The organism is Streptomyces sp. HB132 (assembly GCF_016909575.1).
In the GTDB taxonomy this organism is placed as follows: domain Bacteria; phylum Actinomycetota; class Actinomycetes; order Streptomycetales; family Streptomycetaceae; genus Streptomyces.
The window spans coordinates 22170-45087 of sequence record NZ_JAFBGA010000028.1 but is presented as its reverse complement, the minus strand read 5'-3'; the positions used below and the strand labels follow the sequence as shown (position 1 = coordinate 45087).

Sequence of the window (22918 nt, the reverse complement as noted above, 5' to 3'; positions counted from 1 at the left end):
ACCGCTCCCCCAACACCCCACCATCAACAACACCATCCACCACCAACAACCCCGCACCACGAGCCACCAGACCCGCCACCACCGGACCATCCACACCACCCGCAGCACACACCACCAGCCAACCGCCCGTAAGCGACTCCGACACCACACCCCCGACCGACTTCCACACCACCCGATAACGCCAGGAATCCACGGTGGAGAGTTCGCGCGACTGGCGACGCCAGGACGAGAGAACAGGCATGACCTCGCGAAGAGACCCGATATCGGCGGATTCCAGCGTCCGGGCCAGCGCATCGAGGTCACCTCTCTCGACGGCATCCCAGAAGTGGCGGTCCGAGGTAGAGCCGGAGCTCTCCTCGGTCACGAGAGCGCTCGGGGCAGTGTCCGGCCAGTAGCGCTCGTGCTGGAAGGCGTAGGTCGGCAGCTCCACCTGGACGGCACCGGAAGGCGCGAAGTACGCGTCCCACGCAATGCGCACACCACGCACGTGTGCCTCGGCCAGTGCCCCTACGAGTGTCAGCGCCTCTTCGCGGTCCTTGCGCAGAACCGGTACGAACGCCGACTCCTCGACGCAGTCCTGCCCCATCGCGGACAGCACCCCGTCCGGACCCAGCTCCAGGTAAGTGGTCACGTCCTGGTCCCGGAGAGCCCGCATCCCATCGAGGAAGCGCACCGCCCCGCGGACATGGCGCACCCAGTAGTCCGCCGAGCAGATCTCGTCGTCCGACACGACACGGCCGGACACGTTGGAGACGATGGCGGCCTGCGGGGCGTGGAAGGTCAGTGTTTCTGCGACCGCGCGGAACTCCTCCAGCATGGCGTCCATACGCGGCGAGTGGAACGCGTGGCTGACGCGGAGCCGCTTGGTCTTGCGGCCTTCCGCCTCGAAGTGCGCGGCGATCGCCAGGACAGCATCCTCGTCACCCGAAACCACCGTCGCGGACGGCCCGTTGAGCGCGGCGATCGAAACCTCGTCGGTCAGCAGCGGCAGGACTTCGTCCTCCGACGCCTGGAGCGACACCATCGCCCCACCGGCCGGCAACGCCTGCATCAGACGGCCGCGCGCCGCGACCAGCTTCGCCGCGTCCTGGAGTGAGAGCACCCCCGCCACGTGCGCTGCCGACAGCTCACCGATGGAGTGCCCCAGCAGGTAATCCGGCTTCACGCCCCACGCGGACACCAGACGGAACAGGGCGACTTCGAGCGCGAACAGCCCGGCCTGCGTGAACTGCGTCTGATCCAGCAGCTCACCACCCTCGAACACCACCTCGCGGAGCGGCCGGTCCAGATGACGGTCCAGCTCCGCACACACCGCATCGAACGCATCCGCGAACACCGGATAGGACGCGTACAACTCGCGACCCATACCCGAGCGCTGCGCACCCTGACCCGAGAACAGCACCGCCGACCGGCCCTCGACCACCTCACCGCGCACGGTCCGGTCGCCGATCAGCACCGCACGGTGCTCCAGCGCCGCACGCGTCGTCGCCAGGGAGAACCCGACGTCCACCGGATCCCGATCCACGGCGAACGCCGACAACCGCTCCACCTGCGCCGAAAGTCCCGCCTCGGACTTCGCCGACACGACCCACGGCACCACCGGCAACACGACACCGGCCGCCGTTCCCACGGCGGTTTCGGTCTGCTGCGCCTGTTCCAGGACCACGTGCGCGTTCGTGCCACTGATCCCGAACGACGACACCGCGGCACGTCGCGCCTCACCCGTCTCCGGCCACGCCACCGACTCCGTCAGCAACTCCACCGAGCCGGCCGACCAGTCCACCTGCGACGACGGCTCGTCCACATGCAGCGTCCGCGGCACAACCCCGTGCCGCATCGCCATCACCATCTTGATGACCCCGGCCACACCCGCAGCGGACTGTGTGTGGCCGATGTTCGACTTGATGGAGCCCAGCAGCAGGGGACGGCCCTCCGGCCGCTCCTGCCCGTACGTCGCCAGCAGTGCCTGCGCCTCGATCGGGTCACCCAGCCGGGTGCCCGTACCGTGGCCCTCCACGACGTCCACCTGGGTGGGCGACAGTCTGGCGCCGGCCAGCGCCTGGCTGATCACGCGCTGCTGCGCGGGACCGTTCGGCGCCGTCAGACCGTTCGACGCACCGTCCTGGTTCACCGCCGAACCCCGCACCACAGCCAGGACCCGATGGCCGTTGCGCTGCGCGTCCGACAGCCGCTCCAGCAGCAGCATGCCCACGCCCTCGCCCCAGCCGGTGCCGTCCGCCGCCTCGGCGAACGCCTTGCACCGGCCGTTGGCCGCCAGGCCTCGCTGCCGGGAGAACTCGACGAAGACACCGGGGTTGGACATGACGGTGACGCCGCCGGCCAGCGCCTGCGTGCACTCGCCGGATCGCAGCGCCTGGATCGCCCAGTGCATGGCGACGAGCGACGACGAGCACGCCGTGTCCACGGTCACTGCCGGGCCCTCGAGCCCGAGGGTGTACGAGACCCGGCCGGACAGCACCGAGGTGACGTCGCCCGTCAGCGCGTGCCCGTCCGAGCCGGGTGACGCGGCCATGCCGATGCCGTATCCCTGGGTGGAGGCGCCGATGAATACGCCCGTGCGGCTGCCGCGCACGGAGAGCGGGTCGATGCCGGCACGCTCGAACGCCTCCCACGACGTCTCCAGCAGCAGACGCTGCTGCGGGTCCATCGCCAGCGCCTCACGCGGCGAGATCCCGAAGAGGCCCGGGTCGAAGTCCGCGGCGTCGTAGAGGAATCCGCCCTCGTTCGCGTACGAGGTACCAGGGTGCGCGAGTTCGGGGTCCGGGTCGTACAGCTTCTCGAGGTCCCATCCGCGGTCCGCGGGGAACCCCGCGATGGCGTCGCCTCCGGAGGCCACCAGGTCCCACAGCTGCTCCGGGGAGCGCACATCGCCCGGGTAGCGGCAGCTCATCGCGACGATCGCGATGGGGTCCGCTTCGCCCGACTCGACATGGCGAAGTCGCTGGCGAGTCTGCTGGAGCTCGCCGACCACCTTGGTCAGGTACTCGCGCAGCTTCTCTTCGTCCGCCATCAGTCCATCGCTCCCGTGAGTCGTACAGGAAAATTCATGCTTGCCACGTCAAGAGATCCCGAGGTCGTTGTCGATCAGGTCGAACAACTCCTCGTTCGTCGCGGACTCGTAGCGCTCAGCGCTGCTGTCCCGGTCCGCCGGCCCGTTCGCCTCGTCGAGCTTGGACAACAGGGATTCCAGGCGCATGACCACGCGCATCCGGCCGATGTCGTCGTGCGCGCGGGCGGCGAGGGCCTGTTCCAGGCGGTCCAGTTCCTCGCCCGCCGGCAGACCGCCTTCCGCGTCCTGCAGGATCTCCGCCTGCAGATGGCTAGCGAGCGCGGCCGGGGTCGGGTGGTCGAAGACGGACGTCGCCGGAAGGCGCAGCCCCGTCGCGGTGTTGAGCCGGTTGCGCAGTTCGACCGCGGTCAGCGAATCGAAGCCGAGTTCTCTGAAGGCCCGGCCCGCTTCGACCGCCTTGGGCGTCGTGTGCCCGAGCACGGTGGCCGCGTGGTCGCGGACCAGATCCAGCAGGAGCTGCGCCCGGTCGGGCTCGGAGAGCACCATCAGCTCCGCACCCAGGGCCAGGGCCGCGTCCGTCTCGCCGGCAGGCTCCGCCGCCACCTCTCCGAGGACGGCTGCCACCTGCGGGATGTCGGCTATCAGGGGCCGGGGACGCGCCATGGTGAAGATCGGCGCGAAGCGTTCCCAGTCGACGTCGGCGACCACCACGGTGGTGTCGTCGTGTTCGAGGGCCTGCCGGAGCGCGGCCATGCCCGACACGGGCTGGATGAGACGTACGCCCTGCCGGTCGAGGAGGACCTTGGCGTCCTCACTCACCATTCCGCCACCGGCCCACGGCCCCCAGGCGACGGACAGGGCAGGCACGCCCTCGGCACGACGTTGTTCGGCCAGCGCGTCGGCGTATGCGTTGGCCGCCGCATAGGCGCCGTGGTCCCCTACGCCCCAGACGGCCGAGACCGACGAGAAGTAGACGACCGCGTCGAGGTTCTCGTGGTCGATCAGTTCGTCGAGGTGCCGGGCTCCGGCGACCTTGGCGGCGGCGATGTCCGCGAACACGTCGTCGTCCGTCACCGCCAGCGGGGCGAGCCTGCCGACCCCTGCCGCGTGCACGACGGTCCGCACCGTGTCCCCGGCGGAGGAGAGCCGCTCCAGCAGAGCGGCCACGGCGGCCCGGTCGGTCACGTCGCACGCGGCGACGGTGACCCTGCTGCCCAGCTTCTCCAGTTCGACCACCAGATCGGTGACCCCGGCGGCCTTGTCACCGCTGCGGCTCATGAGGACGAGGTGCTCGACTCCGTCCGCAGCCAGCCAGCGCGCGACGTGCCCGCCCAGCGCCCCCGTTCCGCCGGTGACGAGTGCGGTGCCGGACGGCTTCCAGGACCGTACGGGGGCCGCTTCGTCCGGTGGCGCGGGCAGCACACGTCGGGCGAGCACGCCTGTGCCACGTATCGCCAGCTGGTCCTCGCCCTCCGTGCCCGCGAGGACGCCCACCAACCGCGTCAGTGCGCGGGCGTCGACCTCTTCCGGCAGGTCGACGAGCCCGCCCCACACCTTGGGGTGTTCCAGGGAGGCCACCCGCCCCAGGCCCCAGGTCTGTGCCTGGACCGGCCGGGCGAGGACGTCCGACCGCCGGACGGACACGGCGCTCCGGGTGGCGCACCACAACGGCGCCTCCAGCTCCAGCCAGGTCATCGCCCGCAGAAGGGACAGAACGGCGAACGAACCGGACGGCAGCATGCTGTGCACGGGATGGGGCCGCTCGTCGAAGGACAGCAGCGACAGGACGCCCGAGAGGCTTCCGTGGTCGTCGATGGTCGCCCGCAGCCGGTCGCCGATCGTGGTGACGTCGTCCGGTCCACCGTCCACGGGCAGCACCACGACGCTTGCCCCGTGGCCGCTCAGAGAGGCCACGCAGTCCGCGACGACCGGCTCATCGGCGATCCCTGCGGGGACCGCGAGCACCCAGACCCCGGCGAGCACGGACTCGGCCGCGTCGCCCATGGGCTTCCAGGTCACGCGGTAGCGCCAGGATCCGACCGACAGGCTTTCGCTGCGATTGCGGTGCCACTGGGACAGGGCCGGCATCATGCTCGCGAGGGACGGCGTACCGGGCTCCCCGACGTCCAGCGTCCTGGCCAGGGTGTCGACGTCACCGCGCGCGACGACGTCCCAGAACTCGGCGTCGATCGGATTCCGCGTGCCGACAGGCCCGCCGACCGGGGCGGGCGGCGCGCTCGGCCAGTACCGCTCGTGCTGGAAGGCGTAGGTCGGCAGGTCGATGCGGCGGGCGCCGGTGCCGGCGAAGTACGCCGCCCAGTCGACGGCCGATCCACGTACGTGGAGTTCGGCAAGCGCGGTGACAAGGGTCGTCGCCTCGTCGCGCTCCTTGCGCAAAACCGGGACGAACACCGAGTCCTCGACGCAGTCCTGGCCCATCGCGGACAACACACCGTCCGGGCCCAACTCCAGGGAGACGGTGACGCCTTGTTCCCGCAGGGTGCGCATTCCGTCGAGGAAACGCACGGCCTCGCGGACGTGACGCACCCAATAGTCCGCCGAGCAGATCTCGTCGCCCGAGACGACCCGCCCGGACACGTTGGAAACGATGCCGATCCCGGGCCGGTGGAAGGTGAGGCCCTCCGCGACCGTGCGGAACTGTTCCAGCATGGCGTCCATACGCGGCGAGTGGAACGCGTGACTGACGCGGAGGCGCTTCGCCTTTCGGTCCTGCGCCTCGAAGTGCGCGGCGATCGCGAGAACAGCGTCCTCGTCACCGGAAATCACCGTCGATCGGGGGCCGTTGAGTGCGGCGATCGAGACCGCCTCGCCGAGCAGCGGGAGGACCTCGTCCTCTGACGCCTGGAGCGACACCATCGCCCCACCGGCCGGCAACGCCTGCATCAGACGACCGCGCGCCGCCACCAGCTTCGCCGCGTCCTCCAGCGACAGCACCCCGGCCACATGCGCGGCCGACAACTCACCGATCGAATGACCCAGCAGATAGTCCGGCTTCACACCCCACGCCGACACCAGACGGAACAAAGCCACTTCGAGCGCGAACAGCCCGGCCTGCGTGAACTGCGTCTGATCCAGCAGCTCACCACCCCCGAACACCACATCCCGCACCGGCCGGTCCAAGTGCCGGTCCAGCTCCGCACACACCGCATCGAACGCATCCGCGAACACCGGATAGGACGCGTACAGCTCACGCCCCATACCCGAGCGCTGCGCACCCTGACCCGAGAACAACACCGCCGAACGCCCCGCCGATGCCCTGCCCCGGACCGTCACGTCGCCGATGACCACCTGGCGGTGCTCCAGCAGCGCACGCGACGTGACCAGCGAGAACCCGACGTCCACGGGAGCCCGGTCCGCAGCGAACGCCGACAACCGTTCCGCCTGTGCCACGAGAGCCTCGGCCGTCTTCGCCGACACCACCCACGGCACCACCGGCACCACCGCGCCCGCGGCGTTCTCCGTCGCCTCGATCACCGGAGCCTGTTCAAGAATCACGTGCGCGTTCGTGCCGCTGACCCCGAACGACGACACCGCGGCCCGCCGCGCCTCACCCGTCTCCGGCCAGTCCGCGCTGTCCCGCAGGAGCTCAACCGCTCCGGAGGACCAGTCCACGTGCGTGGTCGGTTCGTCGACGTGCAGAGTGCGAGGCAGCACGCCGTGCCGCATCGCCAGCACCATTTTGATGACCCCGGCCACGCCCGCGGCGGCCTGCGTGTGGCCGATGTTCGACTTGATGGAACCCAGCAGCAGGGGACGGCCGTCCGGCCGCTCCTGCCCGTACGTCGCCAACAGCGCCTGCGCCTCGATCGGGTCACCCAGCGTCGTCCCCGTACCGTGTCCGTCGACCGCGTCGACCTGGGCCGGCTCCAGCCCCGCCGAGGCGAGTGCCTGCCGGATAACCCGCTGTTGGGCCGGACCGTTCGGAGCCGTCAGGCCGTTGGACGCACCGTCCTGGTTGACTGCGGAACCCCGGATGACGGCCAGGACCTCGTGGCCGTTGCGCCGCGCGTCGGACAGCCGCTCCAGGAGCAGCATCCCGACGCCCTCGCCCCAGCCCGTGCCGTCCGCCGCGTCGGCGAAGGACTTGCAGCGGCCGTCGGAGGCCAGTGCTCCCTGCCTGCTGAACTCCACGAACGCCGCCGGCGTCGACATGATCGTCACCCCGCCGGCCAGTGCCAGCGAGCACTCCCCCGCCCGCAGCGCCTGCGTCGCCAGGTGCAGGGCGACGAGTGAGGACGAACACGCCGTGTCGACGGTGACCGCCGGCCCTTCCAGACCGAACGTGTACGAGAGCCTGCCCGAGACGACGCTGGCCGCGTTGCTGGTGGCCAGCGAGCCCGATCCGGCGTCCGGGGAGCCGAGCAGGACCGTGGCGTAGTCCTGGCCGTTGGTCCCCGTGAACACGCCGGTTCGGGTGCCCCGTACGGAAGTGGGGCTGATGCCGGCCCGCTCGAAGGTCTCCCACGAGGTCTCGAGGAGCAGACGCTGCTGCGGGTCCATCGCCAGCGCCTCACGCGGTGAGATCCCGAAGAAGCCGGCGTCGAAGTCCGTGGCCTCGTGGACGAAGCCGCCTTCGTCCCAGTAGGTGGTGCCGGGGCGTTCACGGTCCTCGCTGAACAGCCGGCCGAGGTCCCAGCCCCGGTCGGAGGGGAAGTCCGCGATGGCGTCGCGGCCGTCGGCGACCAGGTCCCACAGGTCGTCGGGGGATCCGACACCGCCCGGGTAACGGCAGCTCATGCCGACGATCGCGATGGGGTCGTCGTCGCTGCCGGGAGGCACGGGGGCCTGGGTGGAGGCGGATGCGGCGGCCTCGGTACTCGCGCCGCCGAGCAGCGGCATCAGGAGGGCCGTGGTGATGTGGGCCGGTGTCGGGTGGTCGAACACGAGGGTTGTGGGCAGGTCCAGCCCGGTCGCCCTGTTCAGCCGGTTCCGGAGTTCCACGGCGGTCAGGGAGTCGAAGCCCAGTTCACGGAACGCCCGGTCGGCGGGTACCGCTTCGGCCGAGGGGTGGCCGAGTACGGCTGCGGCCTCGGCCCTGACCAGGTCGAGAAGTTCCCGCTCGCGTTCGGCCACGGGGAGGTCGGCCAGCCTGGCGTGCAGCAGTGCCGAGGCGCCTGCCTCGATGCCGCCGGCCCCGGCCGCGTCGCTCCGCAGGGCTTCGGCGGCCTCCGGGATGTCACCGATCAGCGGCCTGGGGCGTGCCAGCGTGAACGCGGGGGCGAACAGGGACCAGTCGATGTCCGCGACGGCCAGGCATGTCTCGCCGGTCTCCACCGCCCGTACGAGCGCGCCCACGGCCAGCTCCGGGTCCATCCCCGTGAGCCCGCGTCGGGCGAGCATGTCCTCGGCCGCGCTGTCGGCCATGCCCCCACCGGCCCAGCCGCCCCAGGCGACCGACGTGGCGGGGAGCCCACGGCTGCGCCGGTGCTCGGCAAGGCCGTCCAGGTACGCGTTGCCCGCTGCGTAGGCGCCCTGTCCGGCTGCGCCCCACACTCCGGCGCCCGAGGCGAACAGGATGAACGCGCCGAGTGTCCCGTCCGACTCCGTCCCGAAGAGGCTGTCGAGGTTCGCGGCGCCCGCCACCTTGGCGGCGAGGGCGTCCGCGACGTCGGCGGGATCCGACTCGGCGAGCCCCGCCGTGACGGTCACCCCGGCGGCGTGGACGACCGTCCCGATGGGCCGGCCGTCGGCCTCCCGCACCTGGTCAACGAGCGCGGTGAGTGCGTCGAGGTCGGCGACGTCGCAGGCCGCGATCGTCACCCGGGCTCCCAGGGCGACGAGTTCGTCGTGCAGCGCGGGGGCGCCTTCGGCGGCGGGTCCGCGTCGGCCGGTGAGCACGAGGTGCTCCACGCCCTCGCGGGCCAGGTGGCGCGCCACGTGCGCACCCAGTGCGCCCGTCCCGCCGGTGATGAGGGCGGTGCCGTGCGGGTTCCACGGCGTGGAGGCCGCAGGGCCCTGGGCGCGTACGAGCCGGCGTCCGAAGACGCCTCCCTGCCGCAGCGCGACCTGGTCCTCTCCGACGGGCCCGGCCAGCACACCGCGCAGGCGTGCCCACGCCCTGGCGTCAAGGGTGCCCGGATCGGCCGGGAGATCGACGAGGCCGCCCCAGCGCTCGGGGCGCTCAAGCCCGAGCACGCGGCCCAGGCCCCAGGTCAGTGCCTGGACGGCGCCCGTGGGCGCCTCGGACCGCCCGATGGACATCGCGCCGCGTGTCACGCACCACAGCGGAAGGTCCTCCTCCAGGTCCATCAGTGCCTGGATCAGCGCCAGCAGGGCGCAGAGTCCGCCCGGCAGCACCGGGTGGCCGCGGTCCGCCTCCTCGTCCAGTGCGAGCAGCGACACGACCCCTGCGAGCGGGCCTCTGTCGGCGAGGGCGTCGGTCAGGGAGCGTGCGACCGTGGCCCGGTCGTTCCCGTCCGTGCTGATCAGGAGTCGCTCGACGACGGCGCCGCCCGCCGCCAACTCGCGCTCGACCGCGGTCACCGCCTCGTCCCCGGCCAGGTCCGCGGGCACGGCGAGGAGCCAGGTTCCGGTCGGACCGGCCGTGGAGGCGACCGTCAGCGGCTTCCAGGTGACGCGGTAGCGCCAGGAGTCGACCGTCGACTCGTCCCTGTGCCGCCGCCGCCACGACGACAGGACGGGGAGCAGGTCCGCGAGCGAGGACCGCATGTCGTCCTCGATGCCGAGCGCCTCGGCCAGGGCCTCCGGGTCGCCACCGTCGACGGCCTGCCAGAAGCGTGCCTGGGCGGGGTCCTGGGCCGCGAGCGCGTCGGGGCCGCCCGGGAGGTGGGGCATGGGCTGCGGCCAGAACTCCTGGTGCTGGAAGACGTACGTAGGCAGGTCGACCCGGCGGGCCCCGGTCCCCTCGAAGTAGGAGGACCAGTCGACGTACGGACCGCGCACATGCAGTTCCGCGACTGCCTGGAGCAGTGCCCTCGGCTCGTTCCTGTTGCGGCGCAGGACGGGCACACAGGCGTGTGCCTCGCCGTCCAGGCATTCCTGTGCCATGCCGGACAGCACGCTGCCGGGGCCGAGTTCGAGGAACGTCGTGGCGCCCTGCTCCTGAAGGCTCCGTGTCCCGTCGTGGAAGCGGACCGCCTGACGGAGGTGACGTACCCAGTACTCGGGGTCGGCGAGCTCACCGGGCTCGGCGAGCCGGCCGGTGACGGTGGAGACGATGGCGACCACGGCGGGATGGAAGGTGAGCCCCACGGCCACCGCGCGGTACTCGTCGAGCAGTTCGTCCGTGTGGGGGGAATGGAAGGCCTGGCTGCCCCGCAGCCTCTTGGTCCTGCGCCCCTCCGCCTCGAAGTGGGCGGCGACCGCCAGCACGGCGTCCTCGTCCCCCGAGACCACGGTCGCGAGGGGCCCGTTGAGCGCGGCGAGCGACACCCTGTCGGTCAGCAGCGGAAGGACCTCGTCCTCGGTCGCCTCGATGGAGACCATGGCACCACCGGTCTGCATGGCCTGCGTCAGACGGCCTCGGGCCGCGACCAGTGTCGCGGCGTCCCTCAGCGAGAGCACGCCCGCCACGTGGGCGGCGGCCAGTTCGCCGAAGGAGTGCCCCATCAGGAGGTCGGGGGCGACGCCCCACGACGAGACCAGCCGGAAGAGGGCGACCTCGACGGCGAAGACTCCGGGCTGTGTGTAGCAGGTCCGGTCCAGCAGATCACCCGCACCGAAGACGACGTCACGGACCGGCCGGTCGAGGTGGGTGTCCAGCTCCGCGCACACGGCGTCGAAGGCGTCCTTGAACGCCGGATACGTCTCGTAGAGCTCCCGGCCCATGCCCTGCCACTGCGACCCCTGGCCCGGGAACAGCACGGCCAGCCGGCCGTCTCCCGCCGAGCCCCGCACCACACCCGAGGACGGCCGTCCTGCCGCCAGGGCGTTCAGAGCGTCGAGCAGTCCGTCGCGGTCCTCCGCGAGGACCACCGCGCGCCGGGCGAGTGCGGCGCGGCCGGTGGCCAGGGAGTATCCGACGTCCACGGCGCCGGACGCATCCGCCCCCACCGCGTCCACGTGGCACGCGAGGGCGTCCGCCTGTGCGTCGAGCGCGCCGGGGCCGTCCGCTGCCGAGAGCAGCCACGGCACGACGACCGGAGACCTCCCCGCCGTCGCCTCTTCGGGGGCGGCGGCCGGGACGGGCGGTTGCTCGATGATGACGTGTGCGTTGGTGCCGCTGACGCCGAACGACGACACGCCCACGCGCCGCGGTTCACCCGTCTCGGGCCACTCCCGCTGCTCCGTCAGCAACTCGACGTCACCGGACTCCCAGTCCACCTGAGGCGTCGGCTCATCCACATGCAACGTCTGCGGCAGCACACCGTGCCGCATCGCCATCACCATCTTGATGATCCCGGCCACACCCGCGGCAGCCTGCGTATGACCGATGTTCGACTTCAACGACCCCAACCACAACGGCCGCCCCTCCGGACGCCCCTGCCCGTACGTCGCCAACAACGCCTGCGCCTCGATCGGATCACCCAGCGTCGTACCCGTACCATGCGCCTCCACGGCGTCGATCCGCTCCGGCGCCAGCCGTGCGTTGGCCAGTGCCTGCCGGATCACCCGCTGCTGCGACGGACCGTTCGGCGCCGTCAGACCGCTGCTGGCACCGTCCTGGTTCACGGCGGAGCCGCGGACCACGGCCAGCACGTCGTGTCCCAGCCGGAGGGCGTCGGACAGCCGCTCCACCACGAGGACACCGGCGCCCTCGGCCCAGCCGGTGCCGTCCGCGCTCGCGGCGAAGGACTTGCAGCGTCCGTCGAAGGACAGACCGCGCTGACGTGAGAAGTCCACGAACGTGCCGGGGGTGGCCATCACGCTCACCCCACCGGCCAGGGCCATCGTGCACTCGCCCGACCGCAGCGCCTGAACCGCGAAGTGCAGGGCGACCAGGGAGGAGGAGCACGCCGTGTCGACGGTCACGGAGGGCCCTTCCAGGCCCAGCGTGTACGACACCCGGCCGGACAGGACGCTGCCCGAGTTGCCCGTGCCCAGGTAACCCTCGACGCCTTCGGGAAGGGAGTGCAGCGTGCTGATGTAGTCGTGGTACATCAGACCGGCGAACACGCCCGTCCTGCTGCCCTTCAGCGATGTCGGGTCGATCCCCGCACGTTCGCACGACTCCCACGCGACCTCGAGGAGCAGGCGCTGCTGCGGGTCCATCGCCAGCGCCTCGCGGGGCGAGATGCCGAAGAAGCCGGGGTCGAACTCCCCCGCGTCGTGCAGGAATCCGCCCTGGCGGACATAGGACGTACCGGACCGGTTCGGGTCCGTGTCGAAGACTCCGTCGAGGTCCCAGCCACGGTTGGTGGGGAACGGCGATATGCCGTCCCCGCCCGACGCGACCAGGTCCCACAGCTTCTCGGGGCTCGTCACCCCGCCCGGGTACCGGCAGCTCATCCCGATGATCGCGATGGGCTCCCGCTCCCGGTCCTCCATGTCCCGCAGCCGACGGCGAGTCTCACGCAGGTCCGCCGTGGCCCGCTTGAGGTAGTCGAGGAACTTCTCCTCGTTCGCCATGGGGTGTCACTCCTTGCAAAAGGGTCGATCGGGAAGGGGCTGGGCGGGCTCGGGTTGTCAGGAGGTCTCGAGCTCGTCGTCCAGCAGGTCGAAGAGCTCGTCCGCCGTGGCCTCTTCGAGGCTCCGGACACTGCCGTGGTCCTCGGAGCCGTCGCCGTCGTTCCAGCCGGCCATCAGCCCGCGCAGCCGTTCGCTGACCTTGACGCGGTCGGCGTCGTCGGACGGCACACCGGCGAGCGTGGCCTCCAGCCGGTCCAGTTCGGCCAGCAGGGAGAGTCCCGACACCGTTCCGTCACCGACGAGTTCGTCCCGCAGGTACAGCGCGAGCGCCTCGGGGGACGGGTGGTCGAAGACGAGCGTCGAGGGCAACCGCAGCCCGGTCACGGTGTTGAGCCGGTTGCGCAGCTCCACGGCGGTGAGCGAGTCGAAGCCGATCTCGAGGAAGCCCCTCGTGACGACGACGGCAGCGGAGGAGCTGTGGCCCAGTACGTCGGCGATCGCCGTGCGCAGTGTGTCGAGGAGGATGCCGGTGCGCTCCGCGCCGCCCGCCGCGGTGAGCCGCTCCTTCAGCAGGGTGACGGATTCGGCCGCCCGGCCGCTCTTCTCCGCGGCGGGCCTGGCGGGCAGCCGGATCAGACCGCGCAGCAGCGGAGGCATCGCGTCGGCGCGTATCTGTGCGGTGTCGGTGCTCAGCCGGGCCGGCATGAGGGCCGGCCGCCCCGTCGTGCGCGCGAGGTCGAACAGGGCGACGCCTTGTTCCTGGGAGAGTGGCACGAGTCCGGAGCGGGCCATGCGTGCGATGTCGGCGGAGTCCATCCGGCCGGCCATGCCGCTCTCGGCCCACGGTCCCCAGGCCAGTGCGGTCGCGGGCAGGCCGCGGGCGTGCCGATGCTGGGCCAGGCCGTCGAGGAAGGCGTTGGCAGCCGCGTAGTTGGCCTGCCCCGGGCCACCGAAGGTGCCGGCCGCGGAGGAGAAGAGGATGAACTCCGCGAGGTCGGACCGCTCGGTCAGCTCGTGCAGGTTCCAGGCGGCGTCCACCTTGGGACGGAGCACGGCGGCGAGTCGCTCCGGGGTCATGGATGCCACGACACCGTCGTCGACGACGCCCGCGGCATGGACGACAGAGGTCAGGGGGTGCTCCGCGGGAACGGCGTCCAGTACACCGGCCAAGGCCGTCCGGTCGGCGGCGTCGCAGGCGGCGAAGGTGACGTGCACACCTGCCCGCGTCAGCTCGGCGGCCAGTTCCTCGGCCCCGGGGGCGGCCGACCCACGGCGGCCGACCAGCAGCATGCGGCGCGCACCGCGCTCGGCGAGGCGGCGTGCCACCAAGCCGCCCAGCACTCCCCCGGCGCCCGTGACCAGTACGGTTCCGTCGGGGTCGACGTCCCCGGATCCGGTGGGCTCGGTGGCCTCCACCCGGTTCAGCCCCGGGGCGTGGACCTGCCCGGCGCGCAGGGCCAGTTGCGGTTCACCGGTGGCGACGGCGGTGGCGAGGTTACGGGCCGACAGGTCGGTGTCGTCGAGGTCGACCAGGACGAACCTGCCGGGTGCCTCCGACTGTACGGAACGGAGCAGGCCCCAGACCGCTGTCTGCGCGAGGTCCGTCACGTCCTCGCCGTCGACGGAGACCGCTCCGCGTGTCGCGACGACCATGAGGACGTCGGTGAACCGGTCGTCGCCCAGCCAGGTCCTGACGGTGTCCAGGACCTCGGCCGTACGGTCGTGGGTGCGCTGCACCGTCGCTTCGTCAGGCGTACGCGGCGCGAGGGACAGCAGGACGGCCGGCGGCAGTACGGGGGCGGCTGCCAGGTCGTCCGTGCCCGGGTGGACGTCGACTCCGACGCCTGCCGCGGCGAGTTGGAGGTGGTCCGCACCGAGTACCGCCCAACGGGCGTCGGGGAGCTCCCTGGGGAGGTGTGCGGGCGACCAGCCGAGGTGGAACAGAGAGTCGTGGTGCGTGGGCCGGCGGGCTCCGTCGAGCTGTGTGGCCGTGACGGTGCGCAGGACCAGGGACTCGATCGACGCGACCGGCTCACCGGACGGGCCGGCGAGGGTGAGCGAGACGCCGTCGGCGTCCTTGGGGGTGATCCGCACGCGCAGGGCGTCGGCGCCCGCCGCGTGGAGCGTCACGCCGTTCCACGCGAACGGGAGTCGGTTGCGCCCCACGCTGTCGTCGTCGGACGAGTCGTGCGAGGTGCTGAGCCCCATGGCGTGCAGGGCCGAGTCGAGGAGGGCCGGGTGCAGGCCGAACCGTCCGGCCCCGGGCTCGGTCGCCTCGGGCAGTGCCACCTCGGCGAAGACCTCCTCGCCGAGCCGCCATGCGGCGTGCAGGCCCTGGAAGACCGGCCCGTAGGCGTATCCGATCGACGTGAGGTGGTCGTAGAGGCCCTCGACCGGTACGGCGACGGCGCCTTCGGGGGGCCAGACGGTGAGGTCGTCCCGCCGTTCGCCGTCTCCGGCCGCCGACAGGGTTCCGCTGGCGTGGCGGGTCCAGGGGTTCTCGGGACCGCGGGGGTCACGCGAGTGGATCTCCAGGGTGCGGCGGCCCGACGCGTCGGCCGGTCCCGCCCACAGCTGGAGTGCGACGGCTGCCTCGTCGGACAGGACGAGCGGGGCCTCGATGACGAGTTCCTCGACGTGGCCGCAGCCGACCTCGTCGCCCACTTCCACGGCCAGTTCGACGAACGCGGTGCCCGGCATCAGGACCGTGCCCAGGACGGTGTGGTCGGCGAGCCAGGGGTGGCTGTCCAGCGCGATGCGGCCGGTGAACAGGTAGGCGTCGCTGTGGCCGATCTGGACCGCGGCGCCCAGCAGCGGGTGGTCGGCCCGGCCGAGGCCGGCCGCGCGGACGTCCCCGGCCGCGCCTTCGCCCCGCAGCCAGTAGTGACGGTGCTGGAAGGCGTAGGTGGGAAGGGCGACGTCGCGGGCGTCGCTGCCGGCGAAGTACCGCGGCCAGTCGACCGACGCGCCGCGCACGTGCAGTCCGGCGAGGGCGGTGAGCAGCGTCAAGGGTTCGGGCCGGTCGGGTCGCAGCGCCGGCACGAAGACCGTGTCACCGTCGGCGGCACAGTCCTGGGCCATGGCGGAGAGCACGCCGTCGGGACCCAGTTCCAGGAAGGCGGCCACTCCCTGGTCCTGCAGGGTGCGTACACCGTCCAGGAAGCGGACGGTCCCTCGTACGTGGCGCACCCAGTACTCGGGGTCGCGGATCTCGTCGGCGCTGAGCACGGCCCCGGTCACGTCGGAGACGACCGCGAGGGTGGGCTCGTGGAACGTGAGGCCTTCGGCGACCGCGCGGAAGTCCGCGAGCATGGCGTCCATGTGCGAGGAGTGGAAGGCGTGGCTGACGCGCAGGCGTTTCGTCTTACGGCCCTGGGCCGCGAAGTGCCCGGCGACGGCCAGCACGCCGGTCTCGTCGCCGGAGACGACCGTCGAACGCGGGCCGTTGAGCGCGGCGATCGACACACCGTCGGTCAGCAGGGGCAGCACCTCCGCCTCCGCCGCCTGGAGCGAGACCATCGCACCCCCGGCGGGCAGCGCCTGCATGAGCCGGCCCCGGGCGGCGACGAGCGCCGCCGCGTCCTCCAGCGACAGCACACCTGCCACGTGGGCGGCCGACAGCTCACCGATCGAGTGTCCGAGCAGGTAGTCCGGCTTCACTCCCCACGAGCGGACGAGCCGGTACAGCGCCACTTCGAGCGCGAAGAGTCCTGGCTGCGCGAACAGTGTCCGGTCCAGCAGGTCCCCGCCGTCGAACACCACCTCACGGACGGGCCGGTCCAGATGACGGTCCAGCTGCGCGCAGACCGCGTCGAAGGCGTCCGCGAACGCGGGATACGTGTCGTACAGGGCGCGTCCCATACCGGACCGTTGCGCTCCTTGGCCGGAGAAGAGCACCGCGGTCCTGCCGCGCGTCTCCGTACCCCGCACGAGTCCGGGGGCGGTGCCGTCGGCGGCGAGGGCGGTGAGTCCTTCGAGGAAGGCGTTTCTGTCCTCCGCGACGACGACCGCACGCCGCTCGTGCACGGACCGGGTGGTCGCCAGGGTGTGTGCGACGTCCAGGAGGCTGAGATCCGGGTCGGCGAGTACCGCGTCGCGCAGCCGTTCCGCCTGGGCGCGCAGTGCGTCCTCGTCCCGCGCGGACACGGTCCAGGGCAGCGGTACGTCGACGGCGGGCCTGCGGGGTGCGGCGGCCGGCTCCGGGGCCTGCTCCAGGATGACGTGAGCGTTCGTACCGCTCACACCGAACGACGAGACGCCGCACCTGCGGGGGTGCCCGGTCTCCGGCCAGTCCCGCCGCTCGGTGAGCAGTTCCACGGCACCGGAGGACCAGTCGACGTGAGTGGACGGTTCGTCGATGTGCAGCGTCTGCGGCAGCACGCCGTGGTGCAGGGCCATCACCATCTTGATGACTCCGGCGACACCGGCCGCGGCCTGGGTGTGGCCGATGTTGGACTTCAGGGAGCCCAGCAGCAGCGGACGGTCCGCCGGGCGGTCCTGTCCGTACGTCGTCAGCACGGCCTGCGCCTCGATGGGGTCGCCGAGCGTCGTGCCGGTGCCGTGTGCCTCCACGGCGTCGATCCGGTCGGCGGTCAGACCGGCGTTGGCGAGTGCCTGCCGGATGACGCGCCGCTGTGCAGGTCCGTTGGGGGCGCTGAGACCGTTGCTCGCACCGTCCTGGTTGATGGCGCTGCCCCTGACGACCGCCAGGATCCGGTGGCCGTTGCGTTCGGCGTCGGAACGGCGCTCCAGCAGCAGGATGCCGACGCCTTCGCCCCAGCCGGTGCCGTCCGCCGCCTCGGCGAACGCCTTGCAGCGGCCGCTGGACGACAGTCCGCCCTGTCTGCTGAACTCGGCGAACACGGCCGGGGTGGCCATCACCGCGGCGCCGCCCACCAGGGCCATCGAGCACTCGCCCTGGCTCAGGGACTGCGCTGCGAGGTGCAGGGCCACCATGGACGACGAGCACGCCGTGTCGATGGTGACGGCGGGGCCCTCGAGCCCGAGGGAGTAAGCGATCCGGCCGGACAGGACCGCGGTGGCGGTTCCGGTCAGCAGGTAGCCCTCTACACCCTCCGGCGGCTGGTGGACGTCACTGGCGTATCCCTGGGACGAGGCTCCGACGAAGACACCGGTCCGGCTCCCCCGCGCGGACGACGGGGCGATGCCGGCGCGTTCGAAGGCCTCCCACGACGTCTCCAGCAGCAGCCGCTGCTGCGGGTCCATCGCCAGCGCCTCACGGGGCGAGATGCCGAAGAAGTCCGCGTCGAACGCGCCCGCACCGTGGAGGAACCCACCGGCGGGGGTGAACGCCGGAGCGCTTCCGTCATCGGCCCCACGCCCCCAGCCCCGGTCGACGGGGAAGCCCGAGATCGCGTCGGTGCCGGTGACTGCGAGGTCCCACAGCTGCTCGGGCGTACGGACGTCCCCGGGGAAGCGGCAGCCCATACCGACGATCACGATCGGGTCGTCGTCGAGGACGGCGACGGCAGGGACGCCGGCGGCCGTCTCGTCGTCCTGTCCCAAGGCTTCGGCGAGGAGGTGACCGGCCAGCGCGGTCGCGGTCGGGTAGTCGAAGACGACGGTGGTGGGAAGGCGCAGTCCGGTGGCACCGTTGAGCCGGCTGCGTACCTCCACGGCGGTCAGCGAGTCGAAGCCCAGTTCGCGGAAGGCGCGGTTGGCCTCCACCGCCGACGCGTCGGCGAAGCCCAGCACGGAGGAAGCCTCGGACCGCACCAACTCCAGTACGAAATCGGAACGTTCGCTCTCCGGCAGCGCGGTGAGCCGCTGCTGGAACGCGGAGAGATCGCCCATTCCGGCGGCCTCGCTCTCGGCGGCCGCCGCCAGCACACGGCGTACCTCCGGCAGGTTCTCCAGGAGGGGGCTGGGCCGGGTCACGGTGAAGGTGGGCGCGAAGCGCTCCCACTGCACGTCCGCGACGGTCAGCATCGTCTCGCCGGAGCCCACCGCTTCCTGCATCGCGTCGATGGCCAGCTGCGGGTCCATCGCCGGCAGGCCTCGCCTGCTCAGGATCTCCTCCGCCGAACCCCTGGCCATACCGGCGCCGCCCCAGGCGCCCCACGACATCGCGGTGGCGGCCAGTCCGGCAGCTCGCCGCTGCTGGGCCAGGGCGTCGAGGTAGGCGTTGGCCGCGCCGTAGGCGCCCTGGCCGCCACTGCCCCAGACGCCGGAGATCGAGGAGAACAGGATGAACGCGTCGAGCTGTTCGTCGCCGAAGACCTCGTGCAGGTGTGCCGCGCCGAGGACCTTCGCTTCGAGCACGGCGGCGTACTCGGCGGGACTCGTCTCGGTGATGACGCCGAGCTGGCCGACACCCGCGGTGTGCACGACGGCAGAGACCCGGTCCCCGGCCTCACGCAGCGTCCGTACCGTCGCGGCGAGCGCGTCACGGTCGGTCACGTCGCACGCGGCCAGAGTCACCCGGGCGCCCAGGGCCGTCAGCTCGTCCCTGAGCTCCTGCGCGCCGGGAGCGTCGGCGCCGCGACGGCTGGTGAGTACGACGTGCTCGGCGCCCTCACCGATCAGCCTTCGGGCGACGAACGAACCGAGGGCACCGGTGCCACCGGTGATCAGTACGGTGCCCTGCGGAGTCCACCTGTCGCCTGCTGTGCCCGGGGCCGAGCGGGCTCGTTGCAGCCGGCGGCCGAAGGCGCCCGATGCCCGGACAGCGACCTGGTCCTCGGTGTCCTCACCGCCGGTCATCACGCCACAGATCCGGGTCCAGGCGCGGTCGTCGAGGACGGCGGGCAGGTCGATGAGACCACCCCACCGGTCGGGGTGCTCCAGTGCGACCACACGGCCGAAGCCCCAGTGCATGGCCTGGTCCGTGCGGACCGGACCGTCCGAGCGGCCGACGGAGACCGCGCTCCGGGTGAGGCACCACAGCGGGCCGGACCGGCCCGCGTCGCCGAGCGCCTTGACGAGCTCGACGTCGGCGGCAAGTCCCGCCGGGATCACCGGGTGCTGCGGGTCGGGCCCTGCGAGCAGCGACAGCAAGGAGGCCACTCCCGCCACCTCGGGCAGGCCGGCCAGCCGACCGGCCAGGAGCTCGCGGTCCGCTCCTGCGGGGACGGTGAACACCGAGACGTCGGCGCCGTGGCGGGCGAGACCGCTCATGGTGGCGTGCACGGTCTCGTTGTCGGTCTCGGATTCGGGGACGACGAGCAGCCAGGTCCCGGACAGGGAAGCGGCCGGCAGGACCGTCAGCGGCTGCCATGTCACGCGGTAGCGCCATGAGTCGACCGTCGAATCGTCCCGCTGCTGCCGCCGCCAGGAGGTCAGCGCAGGCAGTACGGCGCCCAGCGCGGAGCGCGAAGCGTCGTCCAGCTCCAGGTCGGCCGCCAGCGCATCCGTGTCACCGCGCTCGACGACGTCCCAGAACCGGGCGTCGAGCGGGTCGGCCTCACCTGCCGCGACAGAGGCCGTCTGAGCTTCAGGCCAGAAGTTCTGATGCTGGAAGGGGTAGGTGGGCAGGTCGACGCGCTGGGCCCCGGTGCCCGCGAACAGAGCCTTCCAGTCGAGCTCGACACCGTTGACGTGTGCCTCGGCCAGAGAGGTCATGAAGCGCCGGGCCTCGTCCTCGTCCCGCCGCAGCGTCCCCAACGCCACCGCGTCACCACCGGCCGCCTCGAACGTCTCCTGCAGACCGAGCTGAAGCACCGGATGCGGGCTGACCTCCACGAACACACGATGACCGGCGTCGATCAAGGTGCGGGTCGTCTCCTCCAGACGAACCGTCCGACGCAGGTTCGTGTACCAGTACTCGGCGTCCATGACCGCGGTGTCCAGCAGTTCGCCCGTGACCGTCGAGTACAGGGGCACCTTCGACACACGCGGGGCCAGATCCGCCAGGACCTTCAGCAACTGGTCGCGGATCCGCTCCACATGCGCACTGTGAGACGCGTAATCCACATCGATGCGCTTGCAACGCACCCCGTCCGCCTTGCACACCACCAGCAGTTCATCCAGCGCGTCACCGTCACCACTGACCACCACCGAGGACGGGCCGTTCACCGCCGCGACGGAAAGGCGCCCCTCCCACTTGGAGAGCCGTGCCTCCACCTGCTGCGCCGGCTCCGCGACCGAGACCATGCCGCCCAGACCCGACAGCTCCACAATCGCCCGGCTCCGCAACGCCACCACCCGCGCACCGTCCTCCAAGGACAGCCCACCAGCCACACACGCAGCAGCGATCTCACCCTGGGAATGGCCCATCACCGCAGCGGGCACCACACCCGCCGCACGCCACACCTCGGCCAACGACACCATCACCGCCCACAACACCGGCTGCACCACATCAACACGACCGAACCCAGGAGCCCCCGGCTCACCACGCAGCACATCCAGCAGCGACCAGTCCGTGAACGGCTCCAACGCCGCACCGCACTCGCCCAGCCGCTCCGCGAACACATCCGAGGACTCCAACAAGCCCGCAGCCATACCCACCCACTGCGACCCCTGCCCCGGAAAAACGAACACCGGCCGCATCACACCATCAGCGACACCCCGCACCAGCGCCGGGCCCGACCGCCCACCCGCCAGGGCCTCCAGGCCGGCCACCAGTTCTTCACGGGCCGAGGCCCCGACGGCGGCCCTGTGCGTGAACCTGGTACGCGCGGTGGCCATCGACCACGCCACGTCGTGCAGAGCCACGTCCGGATCACGGTTCAGCAGGCTGAGCAGACGGGCCGACTGCTCCGCCACCGCGTCGGACGACTTCCCGGACAGTACGAACGGCAGCACTTCCCCGCGCAGCGGCGGGGTTCCCTCAGCGCTCGGCTCGGGAGCATCGTCAGCGGGTGCCTGCTCGACGATCACGTGCGCGTTGGTACCGCTCATACCGAAGGACGACACACCTGCCCGTCGGGGCTCGCCCGTGCCCGGCCACTCCATCTGCTCCGTGAGCAGCTCGACGGCTCCCGCGGACCAGTCCACCTGCGGGGACGGACTGTCGACGTGCAGGGTGCGCGGCAGCGTCCCGTGCCGCATCGCCATCACCATCTTGATCACACCGGCCACACCGGCCGCGGCCTGCGAGTGTCCGATGTTCGACTTCAGCGCTCCGAGGCGCAGGGGCCGGGCCGCGGGGCGGCCCTGGCCGTATGTCGCCATGAGCGCCTCGGCCTCGATCGGGTCGCCCAGCCGGGTGCCGGTCCCGTGTGCCTCGACGGCGTCGACGTCCTGGGCCGACAGACGGGCGTCGGCGAGGGCTTGGAGGATGACCCGTTGCTGCGAGGGGCCGTTGGGCGCGGTCAGACCGTTGGACGCACCGTCCTGGTTGACGGCGGTGCCCCGGACGACGGCGAGGACGTCATGACCGTTGCGGCGGGCGTCCGAGAGCCGTTCCAGGAGCAGCACACCGACGCCCTCGGACCATGCGGTGCCGTCGGCGGTCGCGGCGAACGACTTGCAGCGGCCGTCGGCTGCGAGGCCGCCCTGGTCACTGAAGCCGTAGAAGGCGCTGGGAGTCGACATCACGGTCGCTCCGCCCGCCAGGGCCAGCGAGCATTCGCCGGAGCGCAGGGCCTGCACGGCGAGGTGCAGAGTCACGAGCGAGGTGGAACAGGCGGTGTCGACCGTGACGGCCGGCCCTTCCAGACCGAGCGTGTAGGCGATGCGCCCGGAGACGACGCTCGCCGAGGTGCCGGTCAGTACATAGCCGCCGGTTCCTTCCGGGGGCGGCTGGAGCAGCATCGAGTAGTCCTGGCCCGTCGTGCCCGCGAACACACCGGTACGACTGCCCCGGAGCGTCTCCAGGGGGATGCCGGCGCGCTCGATCGCTTCCCAGGAGGTCTCCAGGAGCAGCCGCTGCTGCGGGTCCATCGCCAGCGCCTCACGCGGCGAGATCCCGAAGAACGCGGGGTCGAAGCCGCCGACGTCGCCGAGGAAGCCGCCTTCCATGGCGAACGAGGGCCCCGCTGAGTCGGCGGCGTCGCCGAGGCTTTCCCAGCCGCGGTCCAGGGGGAATCCGGATATGGCGTCGACGCCCGAGGCCGCAAGCTCCCACAGGTCCTCGGGGCTGCGCACCCCGCCCGGGTACCGGCAGCTCATGCCGACGATCGCGACAGGCTCCGAGTCGGCCGCCTCGACCTCCTGCAGACGCTGACGGGCCTGGTGCAGATCCGCGGTGACCCACTTGAGGTATTCCCGCAGCGTCTCTTCGTTCGCCATTCAATCCCACCCCTGAGCAGACAGCACTTAATAGCGATGGAGGACCGATAAAGGGGTGGAACGTCAGACGACGTCTCAGCTGTCAACGGATAGAAATGTCCTCGGAAACTAATTCCCCGAGGCGACGCAACCCTTCACCCAAAGCCT

Annotated in this window: 2 protein-coding genes and 1 pseudogene; all 3 read right to left on the bottom strand. The window is 71.6% G+C overall.

Annotation, left to right across the window (positions count from 1 at the left end; translation table 11 throughout):
* The coding region (locus JOC24_RS32240) for a type I polyketide synthase (RefSeq protein WP_239581367.1) at positions 1-3034 on the bottom strand (3034 nt) is incomplete at its 3' end.
* Positions 3035-3079: 45 nt separating this feature from the next.
* Positions 3080-12580: a type I polyketide synthase gene (locus tag JOC24_RS32235; protein ID WP_205023990.1), complete on the bottom strand. Its 9501-nt coding sequence runs from the start codon at positions 12578-12580 to the stop codon at positions 3080-3082.
* Between the two features lie 57 nt (positions 12581-12637).
* A pseudogene (locus JOC24_RS32230) lies at positions 12638-22732 on the bottom strand (type I polyketide synthase); the annotation flags it as partial.
* Between the last annotated feature and the right edge of the window lie 186 nt (positions 22733-22918).